This window comes from Streptomyces sp. NPDC093064, assembly GCF_044754605.1.
Lineage (GTDB): Bacteria > Actinomycetota > Actinomycetes > Streptomycetales > Streptomycetaceae > Streptomyces.
This window is the reverse complement of record NZ_JBIVPK010000001.1, coordinates 370,038-393,476: the sequence shown is the minus strand read 5'-3', so window position 1 is coordinate 393,476 and position 23,439 is coordinate 370,038. Positions and strand designations below refer to the sequence as shown.

The following is a 23,439-nucleotide window of genomic DNA, read 5'->3' as shown; positions in this document are numbered from 1 at the left end:
CTGCTCGATGCCATGTCCGGCTCGGCCCGGCATGGTTCGGCGCCGTGCCATGTCCAGCACGGGTCCGGCGAGGTGCGGTGCCATGTCCGGCCCGGTCCGGCGCCGTGCCATGTCCGAGTCGGGCCCGGCCCGATGCCGTGTCCGGGACGGGTCCGGCGACGTGCGGTGCCATGTCCGGCGCGGCCCGGCTCGGCCCGGCGCGGTGCTGTGCCAGCCCGGCCCAGCCTTGCCCGCGCCCACCCGGCTCGGCCCGGTCCTGCCCGCGCCCGCCCGGCGCGGGTCTCTCCGGTGGCTCGGTGGCTCCCCCTGTGCGGCGGGGCCGGGCGTCGGTGGCCCGTGTCTCCCGTCGGTGGCATCGGTGGCGAGAGACCCGTTCGGCTCGTACGACCGGGGCGTTCGGGAGCGGATCGCGGCCGGCCGCTCCACGGGGCCGGCGGGGGCAAGGCGTAGGGCGCGTCGCATCGGACATCGATGCCGTCGTGCCGGTCAGCCCGTTCCGGCCTTCGCGTTCTCGGACAGGCGCCGCTGCTCCTCCTCGACGATGCGGCGGGCGAGGCCGGCGTCGGAGACGTCGACGGCGTCCGGGGTGGCGTCGGCCATGTCGCTGCGCCGGGCGAAGGCGTCGAACAGCCGTTCCTTGCGCGCCAGGATGCGCAGCAGCCGGTCGTCGGTGCTGTCGGCGGCCAGCAGCCGGTGGACCCGGACGGCGCGGATCTGGCCCATGCGATGGACCCGGGCCACGGCCTGGTGCTCCAGGGTCGGTTTGACCTGGGGTTCGCACAGGATCACCACGGAGGCGGCCTGGAGGTTGAGGCCGATGCCGCCCGCCTCGATCTGGGAGAGCAGTACGGCGTGACCGGACGCCGCGGTGAAGTCGTCGACCATCCGCTGCCGGCGGACCGCCGGGACGCTTCCGGAGATCGGCCCGAACGCGCTGTCGCCCACGGCCTCGCGGACGGCGTCGAGCACGTCCCGGAAGTAGGAGAAGACCACTGCCTTCAGCCCGTTCGCGGCGGCCTCCGCGACGAGTTCCCGCAGTCGCCGCAGCTTCGCGGACGTCTCCGGATCCGCGTAGGCGGCCCGGCGCATCGCCATGAAGTTCCCCTCGGCGACCGCCTCGCGGTAGGCCGCCCGGTCGGCGGGGCCGAGTTCCACCCACTCGTCGGTGTGCACCAACGCGGGCAGTTCGCTGAGCACGTCCTCCTGGTTGCGGCGCAGGTAGGCGGGGGCCACCGAGCGGCGGAACGCGTGCGGTCCGGCGGCCGCGTCGGTGCCGCTGACCGCGGGCACGAGCTCGGGCCGGAGGTGGCGCAGCAGGGCGCGGAACTCCTCGACCCGGTTCTCCATCGGCGTACCGGTCAGGAACAGCACGCGCTCGCAGCGTCCGGTCCACACGGCGACCGAGCGGGATCTGCGGGTGTCCGGGTTCTTGACGTAGTGGGCCTCGTCGACGACGAGCATGCCCGGCGGTGTGCCGTCGGGCGCGGGCAGGGTGTGCAGGACGTCGAAGGTGGTGACGGCGACCCCGCCGCGCTCGTGCCACTCGGCCTGGGCGTCCTGCCGGTCCGGGCCGTGCACGGCGAGGACGCGCAGGGTGCTGCGGGCGCGGATCTCACGGGTCCAGTTGATCAGGACGCTGGCCGGGCAGACCACCAGGAAGTGGCTGTGCCCCTCGGCCGCGAGGTGGGCCAGGGCCGCGACGGCCTGCACGGTCTTGCCCAGGCCCATCTCGTCGCCGAGGACCACCCGCCGCTGGGCGAGTGCGAAACGGGCGCCGAACTCCTGGTAGCCGCGCAGGGAGACCCGGCGGTGGGTGTCGTCGAGCCGCTGGGCGTGGACCCGTTCGGCCACCTCCGACGGAACGAAGCCCTCGCTCGCGGCGGCGTCCGGGCGCTGCTCGGAGACCTCGGCGAGCAGGCTGTAGTACTCCGCGGGGCGCAGTTCGAAGTCGACCCAGGCCTCGATGTCGGAGGCGGCCGGGCGCAGCAGGTCGGTGGAGGCCTGGGCGATCAGCAGGCGTACGCCGGTGGCGGCCGCGTCGGTGAGCAGTGCGCCGAGTTCGGCGGCCGCGGCCAGGGCGCGCTCGCGGCGCTCGCGGCGGGCCAGCGCCAGCCGCAGCCGTCCGCCGGCCGGCCGGGCCACGGGCAGCAGCTCGGCCAGCCGGGTGTCCAGCCGCTCGGCGGTGTCCAGGGCGCGGCGCAGTTCGGGGCCGGTCTCGACGAGCCGGTGCAGGGCGACCACCAGGGCGGTGGTGCGAGGCTCGGGGTGGTCGACGTCGATGCGGACGGTGACGGTGTCGGCCACGGCCCGCGCGATCTGCCGGGCGGCGGCCAGCGCCCGGTCGGCGGTCTGCTCGCCCACGCCGGGCACCTGCCGCAGTTCGTAGCGGCTCGCCTCGTGCACCGCGCGTACCGTGCGCAGGCCCGCCGCCTCCACGGCGCCAAGGCGCAGCCGTCCCTCGGTGACGTCCCTGAGCCGTGCCACGGGGATGGACTCCAGCTCCAGGGCGACGAGTTCGGCCCGCAAGGGCTCGAAGGCCGCGCGGACGGCGGCCACGGCGCCGGCATGGTCCGTGCGCAGGCTCCGCGCCGCGTCGTGCAGCCGCGCGCCCTGCTCGCACACTTCGCGGACCCCGCGTCCGGCCCGCGGCGAAACCTCCCCCTCCACGTCACCCCCGTCTCTCCGTACCGCACGGGCCTCCCCGCCGTGCGGTGCGCGTCCATCGTGGCACGCGGCACCGGCACCGGACGGGCGGCCCGGCGGCCCGCGGGCAGGACGGCGGTCGACGAGCGGCGAAGTGGGGTGCGTCACAGCGGCCGTGACGGCCGGCCCGCGCGGGCCCACCATGGTCGTCCCGCCGCGCCCCGCGGCTTCCGCACGACCGCGGGGCGCAGAAGCAGAGGAAGGCAGGAGACTCGGATGCCACCACGGAAGTACCCCTCCGCGCCGCTGGAGCCGCGCCCCTCGGGCCTCATGGGTCGTGTCTTCGTCCCGGCCGGCGACGGCCCGCGAACCTCTCCCGCGCTCATGGAATGGGAACTGCGGGGCGAGTCGTGGACGGACGAGCATCCGCACGACGAGTTCAACTACGTCCTGGAGGGCCACTTGTTCGTCGAGTGCGACGGAGTCACCGTCGAGGCGCGCGCCGGTGAGGCCGTCCAGGTCCCCACCGGTGCCACGGGCCGGTACTGGGCGCCGGAGTACGCGCGCCTGCTCGCCGTGTACGGCCCCAACCCCGAGGGTCTTCCGAGCCGGGTCCACGAGCACCGGCGGCTGACCGAGGATCAGCCAACCAACTCGTCCGATCCGCAGGACGGTTGAGCGGTCACTGGAGCACCACGGTGCGCCGTCCGTGGACCACCACCCGCCCTTCGCAGTGCCAACGCACCGCCTTGACCAGTGCGGCCGACTCCACGTCCCGGCCGACGGCGACGAGGTCCTCGGGGGTGTGGGTGTGGTCGACGCCGATGACCTCCTGGGCGATGATCGGCCCCTCGTCGAGCTCGGCCGTGACGTAGTGGGCGGTCGCGCCCACCACCTTGACGCCGTGCTCGTACGCCTGGTGGTAGGGCTTGGCGCCCTTGAAGCTCGGCAGGAAGGAATGGTGGATGTTGATCAGCCGGCCGGCGAGCTGCGCGCAGAGGCCGTCAGACAGGAACTGCATGTAGCGGGCAAGGACGACCAGTTCCGCGCCGAGTTCGTCCACGATGCCGAGCAGCCGCTCCTCGGCGGCCCCTTTGGTGGCGGCGGTCACGGGGAGATGGAAGTAAGGGATGCCGTACCACTGGGCGAGTGCCTCGTGGTCGCTGTGGTTGGAGACCACCGCTACCACGTCGATCGGCAGGTCACCGGAACTGGCCCGGAAGAGCAGGTCGTTCAGGCAGTGGCCGTAGCGGGACACCATGATCAGGACGCGGCGCCTGGAGTCGGCCGGTTCCAGCCGCCAGCGCATGGCGAAGGGGGCCGCCACGGCGGCGAAGTCCCGGCGCAGGACGCCGGTGTCGTCCCCGCCGCCGGCAGCGGCGGAGGTGAACCGCACCCGCATGAAGAAGTGGCCGCCGCGGCGGTCGCCGAACTGCTGGTTGTCGACGATGTCGCAGCCGTGGTCCACCAGGTAGCGGGTGACCGCGTGCACGATGCCGGGAGCCTCCGGGCAGTCGACGGTGAGCACGTGCTCGACCGGAGGGGCCGGGGAAGCCGGTGCGGCCCGGGTGGCCGGGTTGGCCGGGGTGTCAGCCATGGCGACAGCAACTCCGTTCCGCGTGTCAGCACTCGATGACATTGACGGCGAGGCCGCCGCGGGCGGTCTCCTTGTACTTGGCCTTCATGTCGCGGCCGGTGTCCCGCATGGTCTTGATCGCCTTGTCCAGGCTGACCCTGTGGATGCCGTCGCCGGCGAGGGCGAGCCGGGCCGCGTTGATCGCCTTGACGCTCGCGACGGCGTTGCGCTCGATGCAGGGGATCTGCACGAGACCGCCCACCGGGTCGCAGGTGAGGCCCAGATTGTGCTCGATCCCGACCTCGGCCGCGTTCTCCACCTGGGCGGGGCTGCCGCCGAGCACTTCGCACAGCGCCCCCGCCGCCATGGCGCAGGCCGATCCGACCTCGCCCTGGCAGCCGACCTCGGCGCCGGAGATGGAGGCGTTCTCCTTGAACAGGATGCCGATGGCGGCGGCGGTCAGCAGGAAGCGGACGACGCCGTCCTCGTCGGCGCCGGGCACGAAAAGCGCGTAGTAGTGCAGTACGGCGGGCACGATCCCGGCCGCCCCGTTGGTGGGCGCGGTCACGATGCGGCCGCCCGAGGCGTTCTCCTCGTTGACGGCGAGCGCGAACAGGTTCACCCAGTCCATGCCCCGCAGCGGGTCCGTGCCGTCCCCGGCGGCGGCGCTCAGCTCACGGAAGAGCCCCGGCGCGCGGCGCGGCACGCGCAGGCCGCCGGGCAGGACGCCCTCGCGACGGCAGCCGCGGTCCACGCACGCCCGCATCACCGCCCACAGGTCGAGCAGTCCGGCTCGCACCTCCGCCTCGGACCGCCAGGCCCGCTCGTTGGCGAGCATCACCTCGCTGATCGACAGGTTCTCCCGGGCGCAGACGTCGAGCAGTTCGGCACCGGAGGAGAACGGGAAGCGCACCGGCGTGGTGTCGGCGACGACCCGGTCGGCGCCGGTGGCCCCCTCATCGACGACGAAGCCGCCGCCCACGGAGTAGTAGGTGCGCGCGGCCAGTTCCCGGCCGTCCGCCGCCAGGGCCCGGAACACCATGCCGTTGGGGTGGGCGGGCAGGGACCTGCGCCGGTACAGCACCAGGTCCCGGTCGCCGTCGAAGCGGATCCGGTGCTTGCCGCCGAGCAGCAGTGTGCCGCCGGCGCGCACCGCCGCGACCCGGTCGTCGGACCGGTCGGTGTCGACGGTGGCCGGGTCCTCGCCCTCCAGGCCGAGGACCACGGCCTGGTCGGAACCGTGGCCGCGGCCGGTGGCGCCGAGCGAGCCGTACAGCTCCGCCCGGACGCGGGCGGCTTCGTCCAGCAGTCCGTCCCGCTCCAGCAGCCGGACGAAGCGCCGGGCCGCCCGCATCGGCCCCACCGTGTGCGAGGAGGAGGGGCCGATGCCGACCGAGTACAGGTCGAAGACGCTGAGGGCCATCACGGCACCTCGGCGCCCTGGAACTCGCTCATCGCATCGATGAGCCAGCGGGCCAGGTAGTCGGCGAACGAGGACCGCGGGAGGAGCCGGTAGGCCCTCTCGCCGGTCTGCCAGAGCACCACCGGAACCGGTCCGACCTGTGTGGGCAGCGCCCGGCCCGGCCCGAAGGAGCGCGGGTGCAGGTCCAGGGCGCAACCCTTCTCCAGCACCGCGCGGGCCGAGGGGCCGCTCAGCTCCAGCGTGGTCCGGTTCGCCGACACGTCGACGACCGAGCCCGGGGCGCCGGCAAGCGCGTCGAGCAGTTCGGCGAGCAGCGCCGGCCCTTCGCTCTGCGACAGCACGAGCCATTCGTCGGGGCCGAGCCACAGCGTGGCGTGCGGGCCGGACCGCGCGATCGCGCCGCAGTGGCCGGGCAGCGGCGCGCCGAGAGCGGAGCCGATGCGGCCGGCCGCCTCGGAGGCGGGGTCGACGCGCAGGCTCACCATGGTGACGAAGGACCACTCCTCCAGCGACACACCGCGCTCACCCGTCACCGTGGCGGCGCGCATCCGGTCCCGAAGGTGCGTCAGGGGACTGCGGCGCAGCACCGCGGGTCCCGCGTCGGTCGGCTCAGCCATCTCGCTTGGTCCCTTCGGGGTCGTAGAGCACGGGGTCGGCGACCAGGACGGGCACCAGGTCGTCGCCGACCGGGGCGAGCAGGGTCTCGCCGATGCGGTTGCGTCCGTCGGCGACGAGCGCGAGGGCGAACGGCCTGCCGAGGGCCTGGCTGTGGTAGCTGGAGGTGACGTGGCCGAGCATCGGCACCGGCCCGTCCTGCGGGGTGACGGCGACGTCCGGCGCGACGATCTGGGAGCCCTCCGGCAGCCGGGTGCTGCCGTCGGCGGGCAGCAGGCCGACCAGGTGCTTGCGATCGGTGCGGGCGGTGTCGGGGCGGCTGTAGGAGCGCTTGCCGATGAAGTCCTTCTGCTTGGAGACCGCCCAGGACATGCCCGCGTCGTGCGGGGTGACCGTCCCGTCGGTGTCCTGGCCGACGATGACGTAGCCCTTCTCGGCGCGCAGCACGTGCATGGTCTCGGTGCCGTACGGGGTGATGCCGTACGGCTGTCCGGCCGCGTGCACCTGCTCCCAGACGGCGAAGCCGTACCACGCGGAGACGTTGATCTCGTAGGCGAGTTCGCCGGAGAAGGAGATCCGGCAGATGCGGGCGGGGACGCCGGAGGCCAGGGTGGTCTCGCGGAACGTCATGAACGGGAACGCCTCGTTGGACAGGTCCAGATCGGGGGCGAGCCGGGCGACGACCTCGCGGGAGCGGGGGCCGACGACGGCGATCGTGCTCCACTGCTCGGTCACCGAGGTGCAGTGCGCGTCGAGTTCGGGCCATTCGGTCTGGAGCCACTCCTCCAGCCAGTCCAGTACGGCGGCGGCGCCGCCGGTCGTGGTGGTCATGAAGTAGCGGCCCTCGTCGAGGCGCAGGGTCACACCGTCGTCGAAGATCATGCCGTCGGGCTTGCACATCACGCCGTAGCGGGCGGAGCCGGGCTTGAGCTTCTTGAAGGCGTTGGTGTAGACGCGGTTGAGGAACTCCCCGGCGTCCGCACCCCGGATCTCGATCTTGCCGAGGGTGGAGGCGTCCATGAAGGCGACGCCCTCGCGGGCCGCGCGGCACTCGCGCGCCACCGCCGCGTCCATGTCCTCCCCCTCCCGGGGGTAGTACCACGGCCGCTTCCACTGCCCCACGTCCTCGAACTCCGCGCCGTGCGCGACGTGCCAGCCGTGGATCGCCGTCGTGCGCTCCGGGTCGAACAGGTCGCCGCGCTCGCGTCCGGCGAGGGCGGCGAAGGCCACCGGGGTGTACGGCGCCCGGTAGGCGGTGGTGCCGATCTCGCCCGGGGAGGCGCCGTCGCCGAGGGCGGCGGCGATCACGCCGATCGCGTTGACGCCGGAGGTCTTGCCCTGGTCGTTGGCGGTGCCGAGCGAGGTGTAGCGCTTGACGTGTTCGACGCTGCGCATGCCGGCGCCGGTGGACCTCCAGACGTCGGCGACGGTGACATCGCGCTGGTGGTCGACGAAGTGGGTGTCCCAGGTGCCGGGATCGCCGACTGAGCCGTCGGGGCCGTCGGGGCCGTTGCCGGGTGCGGGCACCAGCCACAGTGCGCGCACCGGGGCGCGGTCGCGGGCGTCGCAGGCCGGCGGGGCGGGGACGGGCACCGGGAACCCGGCGTCGGTGGCGGCCTGCGCACCGGCGCGGGCCCCTTCGGCGAGCGCGCCGTCGAGGTCGTACGTTCCGCGGGCAGCACCCGCGATGTGCTGGTCGCGCACCGTGCCGTCGGGGACGAAGGCGGCCAGGTCCCCGTCCCAGCGCAGCTTCCCCTGGCGCTGGCTGTGCAGGTGCACCACCGGGCTCCAGCCGCCCGAGACGGCGAGCAGGTCGCAGTCGAACGAGACGGGCTCGCCGGTGAGTTCGCCGGCGTCGTCGAGTGCCTGGACGGTGACGCCGGTGATCCGGTCCTCGCCCGCGGTGCCGGTCACCGCGCTGCCGGTCAGCACCTTGACGCCGGTCGCCACGGCGACCTCGGCCGCCCGCGGCGACAGTTGGGGCCGCGCGTCGGCGACGGCGGCGATCGGGACGCCGGCCGCGTGCAGGTCGGCCACCGTGTCGTAGGCGCTGTCGTTGGTGGTGCTCACGACCGTGCGCGAGCCGGGGGCCACCGCGTAGCGGTTGACGTAGGTGCGCACGGCGGAGGCGAGCATCACGCCGGGGCGGTCGTTGCCGGCGAACACCAGCGGCCGTTCGTGGGCGCCGGTCGCCAGGACCACCTGGCGGGCCCGGATGTGCCACAGCCGCTGGCGCGAGACGCCCGCGGAGGCGCCGGGGGCGCCGGCGCCGAGGTGGTCGGTGCGCCGTTGCAGGGCGAGGACGTAGTTGTCGTCATAGGAGCCGAAGGCGGTGGTGCGGGCCAGTACGACGGCCTCGGGCGCGGCGTCGAGGGCCGCGCGCATGTCGGCGACCCAGTCGAGGGCGGCCTGCTCACCGACCGTCCCGGTGCGCCCGGACAGCAGCGAACCGCCGGGCTCGGGCTGGTCGTCGAGGAGGATCACGCGGGCGCCGGAACCGGCGGCGGCGACGGCCGCCGCGAGTCCGGCCGGGCCCGCTCCGACGACCAGGACGTCGGTGTGCGCGTACTTCTTGTCGTAGACGGCGGGGTCGGGGTTGGGGTCGAGCCGGCCCATCCCGGACAGGGTGGTGGCGGACAGCCCGTCGTACAGCTCGACGGCCGTCGCGGGCAGCATGCTCTCCGAGCACGGGCCGTCGAGCTGGAGCAGGGCGTTGGGCTCCTCGACTCCGGCGGAGACGATGCCGCGCGGGCGGCCCCGGTAGAGAGACGCTCCGACCTCGACGACACCACTGGCCAGCAGGGCGGAGGCGACGGTGTCGCCGGGGTGGCCGGTCCACTGCCGTCCGTCGACGGTGAACCGCAGTACGGTGCCGCGGTCGACGCGGCCGCCGTGCGGCAGACGGAATTCCTGGTCGGTCATCGGTTCCCTCCGGCCGGATCGGCGGACTGGCGAAGGTCGCTCCGCCCGGAAAGCCCGGGAAGCCCCCGAAGCCCAGGGAGATCGGAGAGATCGGGGCGGGGCTCGTCGAGCCGGTAGACGGCGAGCACTTCGTAACTGACGGTGTCGCGTACGACGTTGAACCAACGGCGGCAGCCCGTGGAGTGCACCCACCGCTCGGCGAAGGGGCCCTTGGGGTTGTCCCGGTAGAAGACGTACTCGGCCCACTGCTCGTCGGTGAGGTCCCCCGGGGTCTCGGGGAAGGGGATGTGGGCCTGGCCGCCGTAGTGGTACTCGGTCTCGTCCCGTGGACCGCACCAGGGGCAGTTCAGCAGCAGCACGGTGTCCTCCTCTCAGTGGGCCACGGCCGCGGCGCCGTGCTCGTCGATCAGGGCGCCCGTGGTGAAGCGGTCCAGGGCGAAGGGCTTGTTCAGGGGGTGCGGCTCACCGGTGGCGATGGTGTGGGCGAAGGTCCAGCCGGCGGCCGGGGTCGCCTTGAAACCGCCGGTGCCCCAGCCGCAGTTGACGTAGAGGTTCTCCACCGGAGTGGTGCCGATGATCGGGGAGGCGTCCGGGGTGACGTCGACGATGCCGCCCCAGGTGCGCAGCACGTGCGCGCGGGCGAAGACGGGGAACAGTTCGACGGCGGCGGCCATCTGGTGCTCGATCACATGGAACGAGCCGCGCTGGCCGTAGCCGTTGTACGTGTCGACGCCCGCGCCCATCACCAGCTCGCCCTTGTGCGCCTGGGAGACGTAGACGTGCACGTGGTTCGACATCACGACGGTGGGGTGCACCGGCTCGTGCAGTTCGGAGACCAGTGCCTGGAGCGGGTGCGACTGCACCGGCAGCCGGAACCCGGCCCGTTCGGCCAGGACGCTGCTGTGCCCGGCGCCGGCGAGACCGACCCGGCCGGCCAGGATGCGGCCCCGGCTGGTCTCCACGCCGACGACCCGGTCGCCGTTCTTGACGAAGCCGGTGACCTCGCAGCCCTGGACGAGGTCGACGCCCATCTCGTCGGCGCGGCGGGCGAGCGCCCAGGCGACGTGGTCGTGCTTGGCGATGCCGGCACGCGGCTGGTAGGTGCCGCCGAGGACCGGGTAGCGGGTGGTGGGCGAGACGTTGAGGATCGGGCAGACCTTGGCGACCTCGTCCGTCTCCAGCCATTCGGCGTCGACTCCGTTGAGGCGGTTGGCGTTGACGCGGCGCACGCCCTCGCGGACGTCCTGGAGGGTGTGCGCGAGGTTGAGCACGCCGCGCTGGCTGAACAGGAAGTCGTAGTCCAGTTCCTCGGGCAGCCGCTCCCACAGCTTGAGGGCGTGCTCGTAGATGGCGGCGCTCTCGTCCCACAGGTAGTTGGACCGGATGATGGTGGTGTTGCGGGCCATGTTGCCGCCGGCCAGCCAGCCCTTCTCCAGGACGGCGACGTTGGTGATGCCGTGGTTCTTGGCGAGGTAGTAGGCGGTGGCCAGGCCGTGGCCTCCGGCGCCGACGATGACGACGTCGTAGGAGGAGCGCGGCTCGGGGGTGCGCCAGAGCCAGTCGGGATGCTCCGGCAGCGGGGTGGCGGTCATCCGGCGGTTCCGTTCTGCTCGGCGGGTCCGGTCGGGTCGGCCGGTCCGGTCGGGTCGGTCGGTCCGGTCGGGTCGGTCGGTCCGGTCGGGTCGGTCGGTCCGGTCGGGCCGGCGTTCGCGGTCCGGCCGTCGGGGGCGGTCCGGTCGGCGTAGAGCGGGAACTTCTCGGCGAGCGCGGTGACCCGGCCGCGCAGCAGTCCGGCGCCCTCGTCGGTGAGGTCCTCCTCCTTGAGGGCGCGGGCGATGATGTCGGCGACCTCGCGGAACTCCTCCGCGCCGAAGCCGCGGGTGGCCAGCGCGGGGGTGCCGATCCGCAGGCCGGAGGAGACCATCGGCGGGCGGGGGTCGAAGGGCACGGCGTTGCGGTTGACGGTGATGCCGACGCGGTGGAGGCGGTCCTCGGCCTGCTGTCCGTCGAGCGCGGAGTCGCGCAGGTCGACCAGGACGAGGTGGACTTCCGTGCCGCCGGTCAGGACGGAGATCCCGGCCTCGGCGACGTCGTCGGCGAGCAGCCGGCCGGCGAGGATCCGGGCGCCCTCCAGGGTGCGCCGCTGGCGGTCCTTGAACTCCTCGCTCGCGGCGACCTTGAAGGCGACCGCCTTGGCGGCGACGACGTGCTCCAGGGGGCCGCCCTGCTGGCCGGGGAAGACCGCCGAGTTGATCTTCTTGGCGAGTCCGGCCCGGCTGAGGATCACACCGCCGCGAGGACCCCCGAGGGTCTTGTGGGTGGTGGTCGTCACGACGTCCGCGTACGGCACGGGGCTGGGGTGCAGTCCGGCCGCGACCAGTCCCGCGAAGTGCGCCATGTCGACCATGAGGTACGCGCCGGCCTCGTCGGCGATGCGCCGGAAGGCGGCGAAGTCCAGCCGGCGGGGATAGGCCGACCAGCCGGCCACGATCAGCTTCGGCCGGTGTGCGCGGGCCAGTTCTGCCACCTCGTCCATGTCGACGCGCAGGTCGGACTCGCGGACGTGGTACGGCACGACGTTGTAGAGCTTGCCGGAGAAGTTGATGCGCATGCCGTGGGTGAGGTGGCCGCCGTGCGCCAGGTCGAGCCCGAGGATCGTGTCCCCGGGGTCGAGCAGGGCGGACATCGCGGCGGCGTTGGCCTGGGCGCCCGAGTGCGGCTGGACGTTGGCCGCCTCCGCGCCGAAGAGGGCCTTGACCCGGTCGATCGCGAGCTGCTCGACGACGTCGACGTGCTCGCAGCCGCCGTAGTAGCGGCGGCCGGGGTAGCCCTCGGCGTACTTGTTCGTCAGGACCGAGCCCTGGGCCTGCATCACGGCCGCCGGCGCGAAGTTCTCCGACGCGATCATCTCGAGTGTCGACTGCTGGCGCCTGAGCTCCTCGGAGACGGCGACGGCGATCTCGGGGTCCAGGGCCGCCAGGGGGAGGGAGAGAAGGCCGCTCGCCTCCGTCGTCGACGGACTCGCTGCCATAGTGAGCACCACCTTAATATGCGACTGCTCCCACACTGATATATCAGTTGTGTGCGGTAACGTAGGACAGCCGACGGAACGGGTCAAGGGGGTAGCGCGATGGATCAGACAGAGGCCTCGCCGGCGACCGCCGAGGAGACGCTCACCCTCGCCGAGCGCGCGTACCGCGACATCCGGGACCGGCTGATCATGCTGGACATCCCGCCCGGCGCCCCGGTGAACGAGGATCTGCTCGCCCAGAGCGTCGGCTTCGGGCGCACCCCGGTACGCGAAGCCCTCAAGCGGCTCCAGCACGAGCGGCTGATCGTGGCCTACCCGCGGCGCGGGACCTTCGCCACCGAGGTCAACATCACCGACCTCGCCCATATCTCCGAGGTGCGGCGCCAGTTGGAGCCGATGGCGGCGGCATGCGCGGCCGAGCGCGCCACGGCCGCCGACCGCGAGGCGCTGGGCGCGCTGCTGCGGCGACTGGAGGGCGAGGACACCCCCGGGCAGGACGCGGACGCCCTGATGCGCCTGGACCTGCGGGTGCACCGCGCCATCTACGCCGCGACCCACAACCCGTACCTCGAGGACACCCTCATCCGCTACGACAACCTGGCCACCCGGATCTGGTGCCTGTTCGTGAACCGGCTGCCCGGCATGGCGGGGCACGTCGTCGAGCACGGACCGCTGCTGCGAGCCATCGTCGACGGCGACCCCGACAAGGCCTCGGAGCTCGCGCGAAGCCATGTCGTGGGCTTCGAGCGGGCGATCCGCGAAGCGATCTGAGCGCAACAACCCCCTCAGCCGCCGGCCTCAGGCCGGCGGCTTGTTGCGTTTGACGCAACAGAGATGCTCGTACGGAAAAACCATGAGTGAATCTCTTGCGCAAGCCCGAGGCTCCACCTACGTTGTGCAACAACGTTGCTGGATATGCAACTCCACGTTGGGGAGTCCGTTCCATGAACGACCAGCCAAGCGCCCCGGTGCGGCCCCAGCCGCCCGATCCGCCCCCGCCGCTCGCCCCCTCCGCCGACGACATGGCCGGCTCGCCCGCCGACAGCTCCGCGGTACGCCGCCGCGTGGTGGCGGCCAGCTTCATCGGCAACTTCGTCGAGTGGTTCGACTACGCCGCCTACGGCTATCTGGCGGCGACCATCTCCACGGTCTTCTTTCCCGACACCGACCGCACGACGGCCCTGCTGGCGACCTTCAGCGTCTTCGCCGTCTCCTTCTTCGTCCGCCCCCTCGGCGGATTCGTCTGGGGACACATCGGCGACAAGGTCGGCCGGCGCAGCGCGCTCTCGCTGTCCATCCTGATCATGTCGGTGGCGACCTTCTGCATCGCCCTGCTGCCCACGTATCACGCGGTCGGCCTGTTCGCACCGCTGCTGCTTCTGGTGGTCCGGGTCGTCCAGGGGTTCTCCGCCTCCGGTGAGTACGCCGGCGCCTCCGCCTTCCTGGTCGAGTACGCGCCCGCCGGACGGCGCGGTCTGTACGCCTCCGTGGTCCCGGCCAGCACCGCCTCGGGACTGCTGCTCGGCTCCCTGCTCGCGGCCCTGCTCACCGGGGTGCTCTCCGAGGACCAGATGCACGGCTGGGGCTGGCGCCTGCCCTTCCTGCTCGCCGCTCCGATGGGCCTGATCGGCCGCTACATCCGGATGCGGCTGGAGGACACCCCGGCGTTCCGCGCCCTGGAGGAGCAGGACGTCGTGCGGACCCCGGCCAAGCAGATGCTGCGCGCCAACCGGCGCCCGCTGGTCCTCGCGATGGGCGCCACCGTGCTCAACGCGGTCGGCTTCTACATGCTGCTCAGCTACATGCCGACGTACCTGTCGGAGGAACTCCACTTCGGCACCACCGAGTCGTTCCTCGCCACCACCGTCTCGCTCACGGCGTACATCGCCTTCGTCTTCTTCACCGGCCTGGCCTCGGACCGGTTCGGCCGGAAGAAGATGCTGATCACGGCGTCCTCCCTGTTCACGCTGTGCACCGTGCCGGCGTTCATGCTGCTGGACGGCGCCGGGCTGCTGACCGTCATCGCGATCCAGGTGCTGCTCGGCGGCATGCTCACCCTCAACGACGGGACGCTGCCGAGCTTCCTCGCCGAGCAGTTCCCGACCCGGGTCCGCTACAGCGGTTTCGCCATCAGCTTCAACCTGGCGAACGCCCTCTTCGGCGGCACCGCGGCGTTCGTCGCCACGCTGCTCATCTCCTGGACCGGCAGCAGCCTCTCCCCCGCCTGGTACCTCGTCGCCGCCGCGCTGGTCTCGCTCTGGGCCGTCCTGGCCTCGAAGGAGACCTCACGCGAGCCGCTGCGCGAGCACTGAGGACCGCCCCACCACCACCGGACCCCTCTTCTTCCCCGGTCGAAGGAGAGACGCCGGACCGATGAAGAACCCATGAAAGCCGACGAGAACCGACGCGAAGGAGTTACCCGTGTCCGCTGCCGACCTCGAGCGCCTGAAGCTGATCCGCAACGGTGAGAAGGAGCGACTGACCTTCTCCGACGCCGAGATGGAGCGCCGGCTGTCGATGCTCCGCAAGGCGATGGCCGAAACGGGCGTCGACGTCGCCCTGTTCACCTCGTACCACAACATCAAGTACTACTCCGACTTCCTCTTCACCTCCTTCGGCCGCCCCTACGCGCTGATCGTCACCGCGGACGACCAGATCACCGTCTCCGCCAACATCGACGCCGGCATGCCGTGGCGGCGCACCTTCGGCGACAACGTCGTCTACACCGACTGGCACCGCGACAACTACATCCATGTCATCAAGGAGACGCTGAGGGGGCGGGCCGTCACCCCGCGCCGGATCGGCATCGAGCACGACAGCCTGCCGCTGGACACCCTGCGGAAGTTCGAAGCCGCCTTCCCCGGCGCGGAGTTCGCCGACATCGCGCAGGCCGCCATGCGGCAGCGGATGGTCAAGTCGGACGAGGAGATCGCCCTGATCAAGGAGGGCGCGCGGGTCGGCGACCTGGGCGGCGAGGCCATCCGCGCGGCGATCCACGAGGGCGTCTCGGAGTACGAGGTCGCGCTGGCCGGCACCGACGCCATGGTCCGCGAGATCGCCCGCGCGTACCCGCACACCGAGATCCGCGACACCTGGGTGTGGTTCCAGTCGGGCATCAACACCGACGGCGCCCACAACTGGCCCACCACCCGCAAGGTGGACCGCGGCGACATCCTGAGCCTCAACTGCTTCCCGATGATCTCCGGTTACTACACCGCGCTGGAGCGGACCCTCTTCTACGGCGAGCCCGACGCCCGGTCGCTCGAACTGTGGGAGGTCAACGTCGAGGTGCACCGGCGCGGTCTGGAACTGATCAAGCCGGGGATCAGCTGCGCGGAGATCGCCCACACGCTCAACGAGATCTACATCGGCCACGGCCTGCTGCCCAACCGCACATTCGGCTACGGCCACTCGTTCGGTGTGCTGTCCCACTACTACGGCCGCGAGGCGGGGCTCGAACTGCGCGAGGACATCGACACCGTGCTCGAACCGAACATGGTGGTGTCCATGGAGCCGATGATCATGGTGCCCGAGGGTGAGCCGGGCGCCGGTGGTTACCGTGAGCACGACATCCTGGTCGTGACCGAGAACGGCGCCGAGAACATCACCAAGTTCCCCTTCGGCCCCGAGCACAACATCCTGGGCGTCTGACCGGGAACCCGACGGCACGCGGTGCCGCACCGGCCCCCCGGGTCGGCGCGGCACCGCGCCGTGCCGTGCACACCGAGGGAGCGCCCATGGCGGACAGGCGAACGGACCCGAGCGGCGAGGACACGGGAGCGGCGGAGAACCGGGGGATCTCCGTCCTGCGCAACGGGATCTCCGTCCTGCTCTGCTTCAGCGCGCGGGAGCCCCTGCTCGGGGTCACCGACATCGCCGCCCGGGTCGGTCTGCACAAGAGCACCGTCTCCCGCGTCCTCGCCACCCTGGAGCAGGCCGGCCTGGTCGAACGGGCCGCCGATTCCCGGCGTTTCCGGCTCGGCCTGGGCGTCATCGCCATGGCCGGGCCCTTGCTCACGGATCTCGATGTGCGCCGCGTCGCCCACCCGGTGCTGCGGGAGCTGACCCGGCGCACCGGTGAGACCTCGGCGCTGATGCTGTGGAACGGCTCCGAGGCCGTGTGCGTCGAGCAGGTCCCCAGCCCTCACGAGGTCAAGCACACCACCGCGCTGGGCACCCGGTACCACACCGCCGCCAGTTCGTCGGTGCGGGTGTTCCTGGCCCAGTCGCCCGGCGGCACCGTCCGCGCCCTGCTCACCAGCGGCACGCTGGTCCTGCCCGGGCTCGACGAGACGGCGGTCGAGGCGTATCTCTCCCAGCTCGACGTGATGCACGGGCAGGGCTACGCCACGAACTACGGGGAGACCTCGTTGCAGGAGGCCGGCGTGGCCGCACCGGTCTTCGACCACCGCGGCGAGGTGGCCGCGGCCGTCCTCGCCTCGGCGCCCCGCTTCCGCGTCTCCCCCGACCGGCTGCCGCTTCTCGGCGAGGCGGTACGCACCGCCGCCGCCCAGGTGACCCGCCGACTCGGCGGCCACAGCCCGGACCGGCCGCAGGGAACGCACGGCACCGAAGCCGCCGACCACCCCGCCCTGCTCCGGCCTTGAGGACAGCCCGGCCCGAGAGGACGGGTCAGGCCCGTCCAAGGACGACCCGGACACGTCGCGCCCCCGGCTGCGCCACGGCGCACGGTACAAGCCGCCGGAGGCCGGACGGCGGCTCGGCCTGAGCGGACCGGACACCTCGCGCCCCCTGGCCGGCGCCACGGCACGCGGTACCCGCCGCAGGCCGGACGGCGGCACGGCAACCCGGCGGCCACAACCCCGAACGCCTGTCCGCAGCAGGCCGAACGCGCCGAACTCCCGGCCCTGCACCCAGACGTTCCGCGGAGGCCAAAGCCGCCAACCACCCCACCCCACCCCGGCCTTGAGGACAGCCCGACCTGAGCGGACCGGGGCCGCCCCTTCCAGGGGCGGACTGGACACCTCGCGCCCCCTGGCCGACGCGACGGCGCGCGGTACCCGCCGCCGGCCGGACGGCGGCACGGCAACCCGGCGGCCACAACCCCGAACGCCTGTCCGCAGCAGGCCGAACGCGCCGAACTCCCGGCGGTCCGCCCAGGCGGTTCCGCGGGAGCTCGGCGCGTTCGTCGGGTGCTGCCCGGCCGGTGCTGCCCGGGGCTACCTGGGCCAGGGCTAGCCGTGAGTCGTGGTGAGTGAGGCGGGTGCCTCGATGCGTTCGATGCGTCGGATCTCCTTGACGGTCCCGACCGTGTGGGCCGCGATCTGCTCCAGCGTGGTGATCCACATGCCGTCCAGGGCCCGCACGTCCTCGATCAGCCGTTCCAGGGCCGCCGCCCGGGACGGGCGGCCGGAGATGAAGGGGTGGTTGGTCAGGACGAAGCAGCCGCTCTCGGCGTGGTGCGCCTGTGCCTCCAGCAGCCACATCTCGTGCACCTTGCGCGGGCTCTCGATCACCCCGCTGCCCGTCCAGCCGGGGTAGAAGGCGTACTGCTCCCAGTCGTCCAGGCCCCAGTCGACGGGGATCTCGACCAGGCTGCCCGCCGCCCCGGTGCCGTGCAGCCGGTACGGGGTGTCGCCGTCGAGCAGGCTGGAGTCGTACTGGAAGCCCCGCTCGATGAGCAGGTCCGGGGTGTGCCAGTTCATCTCCCACCACGGGGCCCGGTAGCCGGCCGGGCGGATGCCGAGCCGGTCCAGCGCCTCCAGGCCGCGGTCGAGGTACTCGGCCTCCCGCGCCGCGTCGATGCCCCGCATCGGCTCGTGGAGGTAGCCGTGGTGCGCCACCTCGTGCCCCTCGTCGACGATGCTCCGCACCATGTCGGGATAGGTGTCGGCGGTGAATCCGGGGACGAAGAACGTGGCCTTCACGTCCTGGCGCCGCAGCAGTCGCAGCAGCCTGGGCACACCGACCCGCGGGCCGTAGGCCTGGTGGGTCATCAGCGACATCCGCGACGACGCCGAGGGGTCGTGCGCGAGGACGCACGACTCGGCGTCGACGTCGAAGGTGAACGCGGCGGCGGCACGGCGGCCGTCAGGCCAGGGGAAGTTCATCGTCGGTCCTTTCCGGGACGGAGGGGAGGGCGGCGGACCGGGCCGGGCGTGCCGCACGCGGTCCGAGCACCGCGTAGACCGTCGCGCTGGTGACGCCGCCGGCCAGCCACGACAGGTCCACGCCGCCGAGGGCGACGGCGACGGGCCCCTGGAAGACCGGGATCACCCCGTACATGAACAGCCAGGTGGCGAGGACACCGACGAAGAACGCGGTGTAACCGGCCCAGTTGACGTCGGGCAGCCGCCTGGTGCCGACGGGGTCGAAGAGCCGGTCGACCTGGATCGAACCGCGCTCGACCCGGTAGTAGTGGACGAGCATGATGCCGCCCCAGGTGGACACCCAGGCCACGAGGCCGACCAGCCAGGTGTCGAGGACGGAGGCGAAGTCCGACTGGTAGATGAAGAAGACCACGGCAACCATGGACAGCACGCCGACCACGCTGCTCAGCGTGCGCCGCGGCACCCGGATGTCCAGGGCCTGCGTGGCGACGGTGAACGTGTAGATGTTCAGGATGTTGGTCGCCACGGGGCCGTGCAGGACGAGCAGCAGCACGGGGATGGCGAGCGCCCCGAAGTTGTCGACGATGAGACGGCCCGGATCGACGGAGCCGTTCTTGGTGGCGAGGGTGGCGCCGAGCACCCCCAGCCACACCACGGGGATGAACTGCCCCAGGGTGCTGGCCAGATAGAGCCTGCGTCGGGGCATGCCGGTGCTGACGAAGCGCGAGTAGTCCGCTGCGTAGGTGAACCAGGTGATGCCCCAGCCGATGCCGATCGCGGTCATCACCCCGGTCATGGCGGCCAGGCGCGCACCGCCGGTGAGCACGTGTCCGGGCGGACCCGCGTACGACCAGTCGATGTGGAGGAAGAACCAGGCCACCACCGACATGGCCACCAGGACCACGATGGTGGGCGGCACCGTCCAGCGTTCGAAGGCGGAGATCGCGCGGTAGCCGATCCAGGAGATGCACACCTGGACCGCCATGATCACGGCCGCGACCGCGATCTTCCACGCGTGGTTGGCGCCGTGCGGATCGACCAGGCCGAGCTTGCCCAGCAGGGCCATGACCAGGTCCAGGATGATCCATGTGTTGACCGAGCACCAGCCGATCGCCAGGAACGCCTGGATGCCGGCGGGCAGATAGTTGCCGCGGCGTCCGAAGGCGGCGCGCCCCAGGACCATGCCGGTCACACCGGTGCGCTGGCCCATGAGGACGAAGACGCCGAAGAAGGCCATGCCGATGAGGTTGCCGACGACCAGCACGATGAGCGTGTCGGACAGGCCCAGACCGAGTTTGACGCCGAGCGCCCCCAGGACCCAGTTGATGGGAGCGATGTTGGCGCCGCACCAGATCCAGAACTGGCCGGACACGCTGTTGGTCCGGGCCGACTCCGGGACGGGCTGCAACGCGGCCTCGACCTCGGGGACGGTGGACGGTGGCGGGGACGAGGGTGCGGAAGAAGCAGACATGGGTTGACCCCCAGGTTGAGACGGCCTGTTCGCACGCTGGGGCGGGCCGCTTGCCCCGCAATCCTGGTGGTCCCGGTCACACGGAACAAGAAACGATCTGTCATACAGTTGTCCCGCCGTGCTAAACAAATCGTCATGCTGATGTCGCTGTCGCGGGTCCTCGCCCATCCGAGCCTCGCACCGGCCGAGCCCCGGGTCCTGGCCGGGTCGCGGGGTCTGGAGCGGACCGTGCGCTGGCTCCACTCCAGTGAGGTCCTGGAGGTGGCGCCGCTGCTGCGCGGCGGTGAGCTGCTGCTGACCGGCGGCACCATGCTGGCCCGCGCGAGCGAGGACGAGCAGCGCGCGTACGTCCGGAGCCTGGCCGTCCGGGGAGTCACGGGCGTCGCCATCGAGACCGGCGGCGAGCTCCGGGAGGTTCCGGCGCCGCTCGTCGAGGAGGCGACCGCGCGGGAGTTCCCGCTCGTCGAGCTGCGGCGGGTGGTCCCGTTCGTGGAGGTCGCCGAGGTGATCAACGGCGCCCTGATCAACGACTCCGTGGCGCGGCTGCGCTCGGTGGACGCGCTTTCCCAGGAGCAGTCCGAGCTGCTCGCCGAGGGCGGTGGCGTACAGGAGGTGCTGGACGCGCTCGTGCGGCACACGTCGGCGGCGGCCGCCGTCTTCGACGCGAACGACCGGCTCATCACCGTCAGCAGCCCGGACGGGGATCCGGGGAGCGGGACCGCGCGGGAGGAGCCGAGCCCGTTCGGCGGCATGGGGACGCGGCTGACGATCCGCGGGGTCCCCGCGGCCACCCTCGTGCTCTACCCGGACGCCGACGCGGACGTCGAGACGCTGGAACTGGCGCAGGACCGGACGGTGGAGGCGCTGAAGCTGGCACTGCTGCGGTTCCGGCCGCCGGGCCCGCGGGAGTTCGCCGCGAGTGAACTCGTCCGGCTGGCCGCCGCGGACGGCGCGCATCCGCAGCGGATCCGCCGGCTGGGCGTGTCGATCGGTTTCAGCGCCGACGCGCCGGTCATCGGGGTGGCCGCCCGCGCCACCGGGCCGTCGGCGGAACTGCGCCGCCTGGACGATCTGCTGTCCCGCTACGGCCGGACCGCGGTCGACGTGCCGTCCCCGCTCGCCGTGCACACACTCCTGTCACTGCGGGACCGCAACGGCGCCGCCGGCCTGCGGGCCCGGCTCGTCGCCGATCTCACCGAGTGGCGCTCGTCCGACCGGACGGCGATCGCCGTCGGCCCGCTGATGCCGGCCCTGGAGGACGCGGCCGTCTCGCTGGGGGCGGCGCTGGAGTGCGTGCGCCGCCCCACGCGCGCGTTCCGGGCCGGGGTGGTCGACGCCACCGAACTGAGTGCGGAGCGGCTGCTGCTCGACGACGAGCTGCGCATCCCGGCGGAGCGGCTCGTACGGGAACAGCTCGGGCTCCTGCTCACCCTGCGGCACGAGGAACGCGACCTCCTGCTCACCACCCTGGAGACGTATTTCGAAACCGGCTTCAACAAGACCCGCGCGGCGGCGGAACTGCATCTGCAACGCCAGTCCCTCTACGCGCGGTTGCAGCGCGCCTTCGACCTCCTGGGCGGCGATCCGACGGGAACGCCCCGGGCGCTGGCCCTGCACCTGGCGCTGCGCGTCCACCGCCGGCTCGTCTGACCGCGTTCCCCTGCCGGGGCGGTGGGGACGGTGGTCAGTTCTTGTAGTCGGGGCAGGTCCGGTCGAGCAGGCGCAGCAGCGCCGCCCAGGCGAGTTCGTACGCGTCGACGTCCTCGAAGTCCGAGGTCGCCTCGCCCGCGAGTTGCTGGGCGGTGTACTCGCAGACCTCGGCCGACGGGACGACGAGGGGACCGCCGCCCGCCTGCGCGGTCACCTGGATCTCGCAGGCCTTCTCCAGGTAGTACATGCGCAGGAACGCCTGGGCCGCGCTCTCGCCGACCGTCAGCAGCCCGTGGTTGCGCAGGATCAGGGCGGGGTGGCCGCCGATGTCGGCCACGAGGCGCCGCTGTTCGTCGAGGTTGAGGGCGACGCCCTCGTAGTCGTGGTAGCCGACCCGGTTGTGGAACTCCATCGACATCTGGTTGACCGGCAGCAACCCGTCGCGCTGGGCGGCGACGGCGCAGCCTGCCTTGGTGTGGGTGTGCAGCACGCAGTACGCGTCCTCGCGCGCGGCGTGGATCGCGCTGTGGATGACGAAACCGGCCGGGTTGACCGGGTACGGGGTCGGCTCGACCGGGTTGCCGGACAGGTCGATCTTCACCAGGTTCGAGGCGGTGATCTCCTCGAACAGCAGGCCGTAGGGGTTGATCAGGAAGTGGTGGTCCGGGCCCGGCAGCCGCAGCGAGATGTGCGTGAAGATGAGGTCGGTCATGCGGAAGTGCGCGACGAGCCGGTAGACGGCGGCCAGTTCGCGGCGCAGCCGCAGCTCCTCGGCGGCCGGATCGAGGGCCGGCGCGGCCGGGCTCCGGGTGGCGGGTGTGCTCAGCAGGTCGGTCATGGGGGCTCCTTCGGGACTGTTCAGGCCTCGGGGTCGACGACGGGCGTGAGGGGACGGCCGGTGCGCTGCCAGGCGACGACGTTCTCGGCGGGCTCGCACACGTACGCGCGGTGCGAGGCGTCGGACAGGAAGGCGCTGTGCGGGGACAGCTGGATGCGCGGGTGGCCGCGCAGCGGGTCGTCGGCGGGCGGGGGCTCCACGGGCAGGACGTCGAGGGCGGCTCCGGCGAGCCGGCCGCTGTCGAGCGCCCGGAGCAGGGCCTCGGGGTCGACGAGCTCGCCGCGGGAGACGTTCACCAGCAGGCCGCCCGGTCGCATGCGAGCGAGCAGTCCGTCGTCGACCATGCCCCGGGTCCGGTCGGTGAGCGGGACGTGCAGGGACAGCACGTCCGCCGCGCCCACCAGTTCGTCGAGCCCGAGCCGGTCGACACCGGCCGGCCATCCGGCGGGGTCGGCCTGCGGGTCGTACGCGGCGAGGCGGCCGAAGACGGGAGTCGCGATCCGGACGAGTTCCCGGGCGATGCGGCCCATCCCGACCAGCCCCAGCGTCAACCCGCTGGCTCGGCGCGGAAGTTCGGCCCTGGCGAAGTCGGTGGCCCAGCCCCCGCCGCGCACGACGGCGTCGGCCTGCGGCAGCCGGCGTACGAGGGAGAGGGCCGAGGCGAGGGCGTGGACGGCGACGTCCTCGGTGGCGGTGCCGGGCAGGTTGGTCACCCACAGGCCGCGGCGGCGGGCCGCGGCGGCGTCGATCATGTCGTACCCGGCCGACATGGTGGCGAGGACGCGGAGCCGCGGCAGGCGGTCGAGGAGGGCCTCGTCCACGCGTGCGTAACCGACGATCAGCGCCACCGCGTCATGGGCCGCGGCCGCGATGGCCTCGGGGTCGCGGCTGTCGGCGATCCGCACGGCGAAACCCGCGTCGGTGAGGAGCCGGACGCCCGGCTCCGGGTCCAGCTCGCCCAGGTCCGTGTAGACGACCACGGGTTGCCCCACGGCGACCTCCTCAACTGATTCGACCGTTTGGAATGCCATCAACTTACGTTTCGACTGATCCGATGTCTATTGGTGATTGACTCGACCGTGCAGTGATGCGCATCACCCGCCGGTGGACCCGGCGGACGATGCCCGAGAATGACACCGGACCCGGGCGCCGCCGCACCACGGGCCGACACACCGAAGGAACCGAGGGGAACAACCCAG

Annotated in this window: 17 protein-coding genes and 1 pseudogene; 6 read left to right on the top strand and 12 right to left on the bottom strand. The window is 72.4% G+C overall.

Annotated features, from left to right (window positions below; all coding sequences use genetic code 11):
- Positions 1–486: 486 nt before the first annotated feature.
- Positions 487–2,667, bottom strand: coding sequence for a DEAD/DEAH box helicase (locus ACIQFZ_RS01755; RefSeq protein ID WP_402690387.1), 2,181 nt, complete (start codon positions 2,665–2,667; stop codon positions 487–489).
- 252 nt (positions 2,668–2,919) lie between these two features.
- Between ACIQFZ_RS01755 and ACIQFZ_RS01750 the strand changes: the two genes are divergently transcribed.
- Positions 2,920–3,321 carry a cupin domain-containing protein gene (locus ACIQFZ_RS01750; protein WP_365417909.1) on the top strand — a complete coding sequence of 134 codons (402 nt, stop codon included), beginning with the start codon at positions 2,920–2,922 and terminating at the stop codon, positions 3,319–3,321.
- A gap of 4 nt (positions 3,322–3,325) precedes the next feature.
- On the opposite strand, the gene purU is transcribed toward ACIQFZ_RS01750, so the two are convergent.
- The 7 genes and pseudogenes from purU to glyA form a co-directional block, all read right to left on the bottom strand.
- A complete protein-coding gene (gene purU / locus ACIQFZ_RS01745) occupies positions 3,326–4,240 on the bottom strand; it encodes a formyltetrahydrofolate deformylase (protein ID WP_402690386.1) in 915 nt (304 codons plus the stop codon).
- A gap of 25 nt (positions 4,241–4,265) precedes the next feature.
- A complete protein-coding gene (locus ACIQFZ_RS01740; protein WP_402690385.1) occupies positions 4,266–5,642 on the bottom strand; it encodes an L-serine ammonia-lyase in 1,377 nt (458 codons plus the stop codon).
- Entirely contained in the window at positions 5,642–6,259 is a 618-nt protein-coding gene (locus ACIQFZ_RS01735) for a sarcosine oxidase subunit gamma (protein WP_402690384.1), read from the bottom strand. Before ACIQFZ_RS01735 ends, ACIQFZ_RS01740 begins: the two co-directional genes overlap by 1 nt.
- On the bottom strand, positions 6,252–9,179 hold the full coding sequence (locus ACIQFZ_RS01730) for a sarcosine oxidase subunit alpha family protein (protein ID WP_402690383.1): 2,928 nt from the start codon (positions 9,177–9,179) through the stop codon (positions 6,252–6,254). Before ACIQFZ_RS01730 ends, ACIQFZ_RS01735 begins: the two co-directional genes overlap by 8 nt.
- Positions 9,176–9,538 (bottom strand): sarcosine oxidase subunit delta, encoded by a 363-nt coding sequence (locus ACIQFZ_RS01725; RefSeq protein WP_402690382.1) that lies wholly within the window; start codon positions 9,536–9,538, stop codon positions 9,176–9,178. Before ACIQFZ_RS01725 ends, ACIQFZ_RS01730 begins: the two co-directional genes overlap by 4 nt.
- 12 nt (positions 9,539–9,550) lie before the next feature.
- On the bottom strand, positions 9,551–10,771 hold the full coding sequence (locus ACIQFZ_RS01720; protein WP_402690381.1) for a sarcosine oxidase subunit beta family protein: 1,221 nt from the start codon (positions 10,769–10,771) through the stop codon (positions 9,551–9,553).
- A 149-nt stretch (positions 10,772–10,920) separates the two neighbouring features.
- Positions 10,921–12,210 (bottom strand): annotated as a pseudogene (glyA, locus tag ACIQFZ_RS01715) (serine hydroxymethyltransferase); the annotation flags it as partial.
- Between the two features lie 99 nt (positions 12,211–12,309).
- Here glyA and ACIQFZ_RS01710 point away from each other — a divergent pair.
- From ACIQFZ_RS01710 to ACIQFZ_RS01695, 4 genes are all read left to right on the top strand, one after another.
- The gene (locus ACIQFZ_RS01710) at positions 12,310–12,981 is read left to right on the top strand and encodes a GntR family transcriptional regulator (RefSeq protein WP_402690380.1); all 672 of its coding nucleotides are present in this window, start codon (positions 12,310–12,312) and stop codon (positions 12,979–12,981) included.
- 173 nt (positions 12,982–13,154) lie between these two features.
- The gene (locus tag ACIQFZ_RS01705) at positions 13,155–14,522 is read left to right on the top strand and encodes an MFS transporter (RefSeq protein ID WP_365417934.1); all 1,368 of its coding nucleotides are present in this window, start codon (positions 13,155–13,157) and stop codon (positions 14,520–14,522) included.
- A gap of 109 nt (positions 14,523–14,631) precedes the next feature.
- Positions 14,632–15,861 (top strand): aminopeptidase P family protein, encoded by a 1,230-nt coding sequence (locus ACIQFZ_RS01700; protein WP_376651282.1) that lies wholly within the window; start codon positions 14,632–14,634, stop codon positions 15,859–15,861.
- An 86-nt stretch (positions 15,862–15,947) separates the two neighbouring features.
- Positions 15,948–16,817 (top strand): IclR family transcriptional regulator, encoded by an 870-nt coding sequence (locus tag ACIQFZ_RS01695; RefSeq protein ID WP_383058180.1) that lies wholly within the window; start codon positions 15,948–15,950, stop codon positions 16,815–16,817.
- A 588-nt stretch (positions 16,818–17,405) separates the two neighbouring features.
- Here ACIQFZ_RS01695 and ACIQFZ_RS01690 read toward each other — a convergent pair.
- The gene (locus ACIQFZ_RS01690) at positions 17,406–18,281 is read right to left on the bottom strand and encodes a polysaccharide deacetylase (protein WP_383058182.1); all 876 of its coding nucleotides are present in this window, start codon (positions 18,279–18,281) and stop codon (positions 17,406–17,408) included.
- Positions 18,262–19,752, bottom strand: coding sequence for a purine-cytosine permease family protein (locus ACIQFZ_RS01685; protein WP_402690379.1), 1,491 nt, complete (start codon positions 19,750–19,752; stop codon positions 18,262–18,264). The genes ACIQFZ_RS01690 and ACIQFZ_RS01685 overlap by 20 nt, the downstream gene beginning before the upstream one ends.
- Before the next feature lie 135 nt (positions 19,753–19,887).
- Here ACIQFZ_RS01685 and ACIQFZ_RS01680 point away from each other — a divergent pair, with 135 nt between their 5' ends.
- A complete protein-coding gene (locus ACIQFZ_RS01680; protein WP_365417948.1) occupies positions 19,888–21,402 on the top strand; it encodes a PucR family transcriptional regulator in 1,515 nt (504 codons plus the stop codon).
- Positions 21,403–21,436: 34 nt separating this feature from the next.
- Here ACIQFZ_RS01680 and ACIQFZ_RS01675 read toward each other — a convergent pair whose 3' ends face one another.
- Positions 21,437–22,240: a class II aldolase/adducin family protein gene (locus ACIQFZ_RS01675; protein ID WP_383058185.1), complete on the bottom strand. Its 804-nt coding sequence runs from the start codon at positions 22,238–22,240 to the stop codon at positions 21,437–21,439.
- 20 nt (positions 22,241–22,260) lie between these two features.
- Entirely contained in the window at positions 22,261–23,232 is a 972-nt protein-coding gene (locus ACIQFZ_RS01670) for a C-terminal binding protein (RefSeq protein ID WP_402690378.1), read from the bottom strand.
- Between the last annotated feature and the right edge of the window lie 207 nt (positions 23,233–23,439).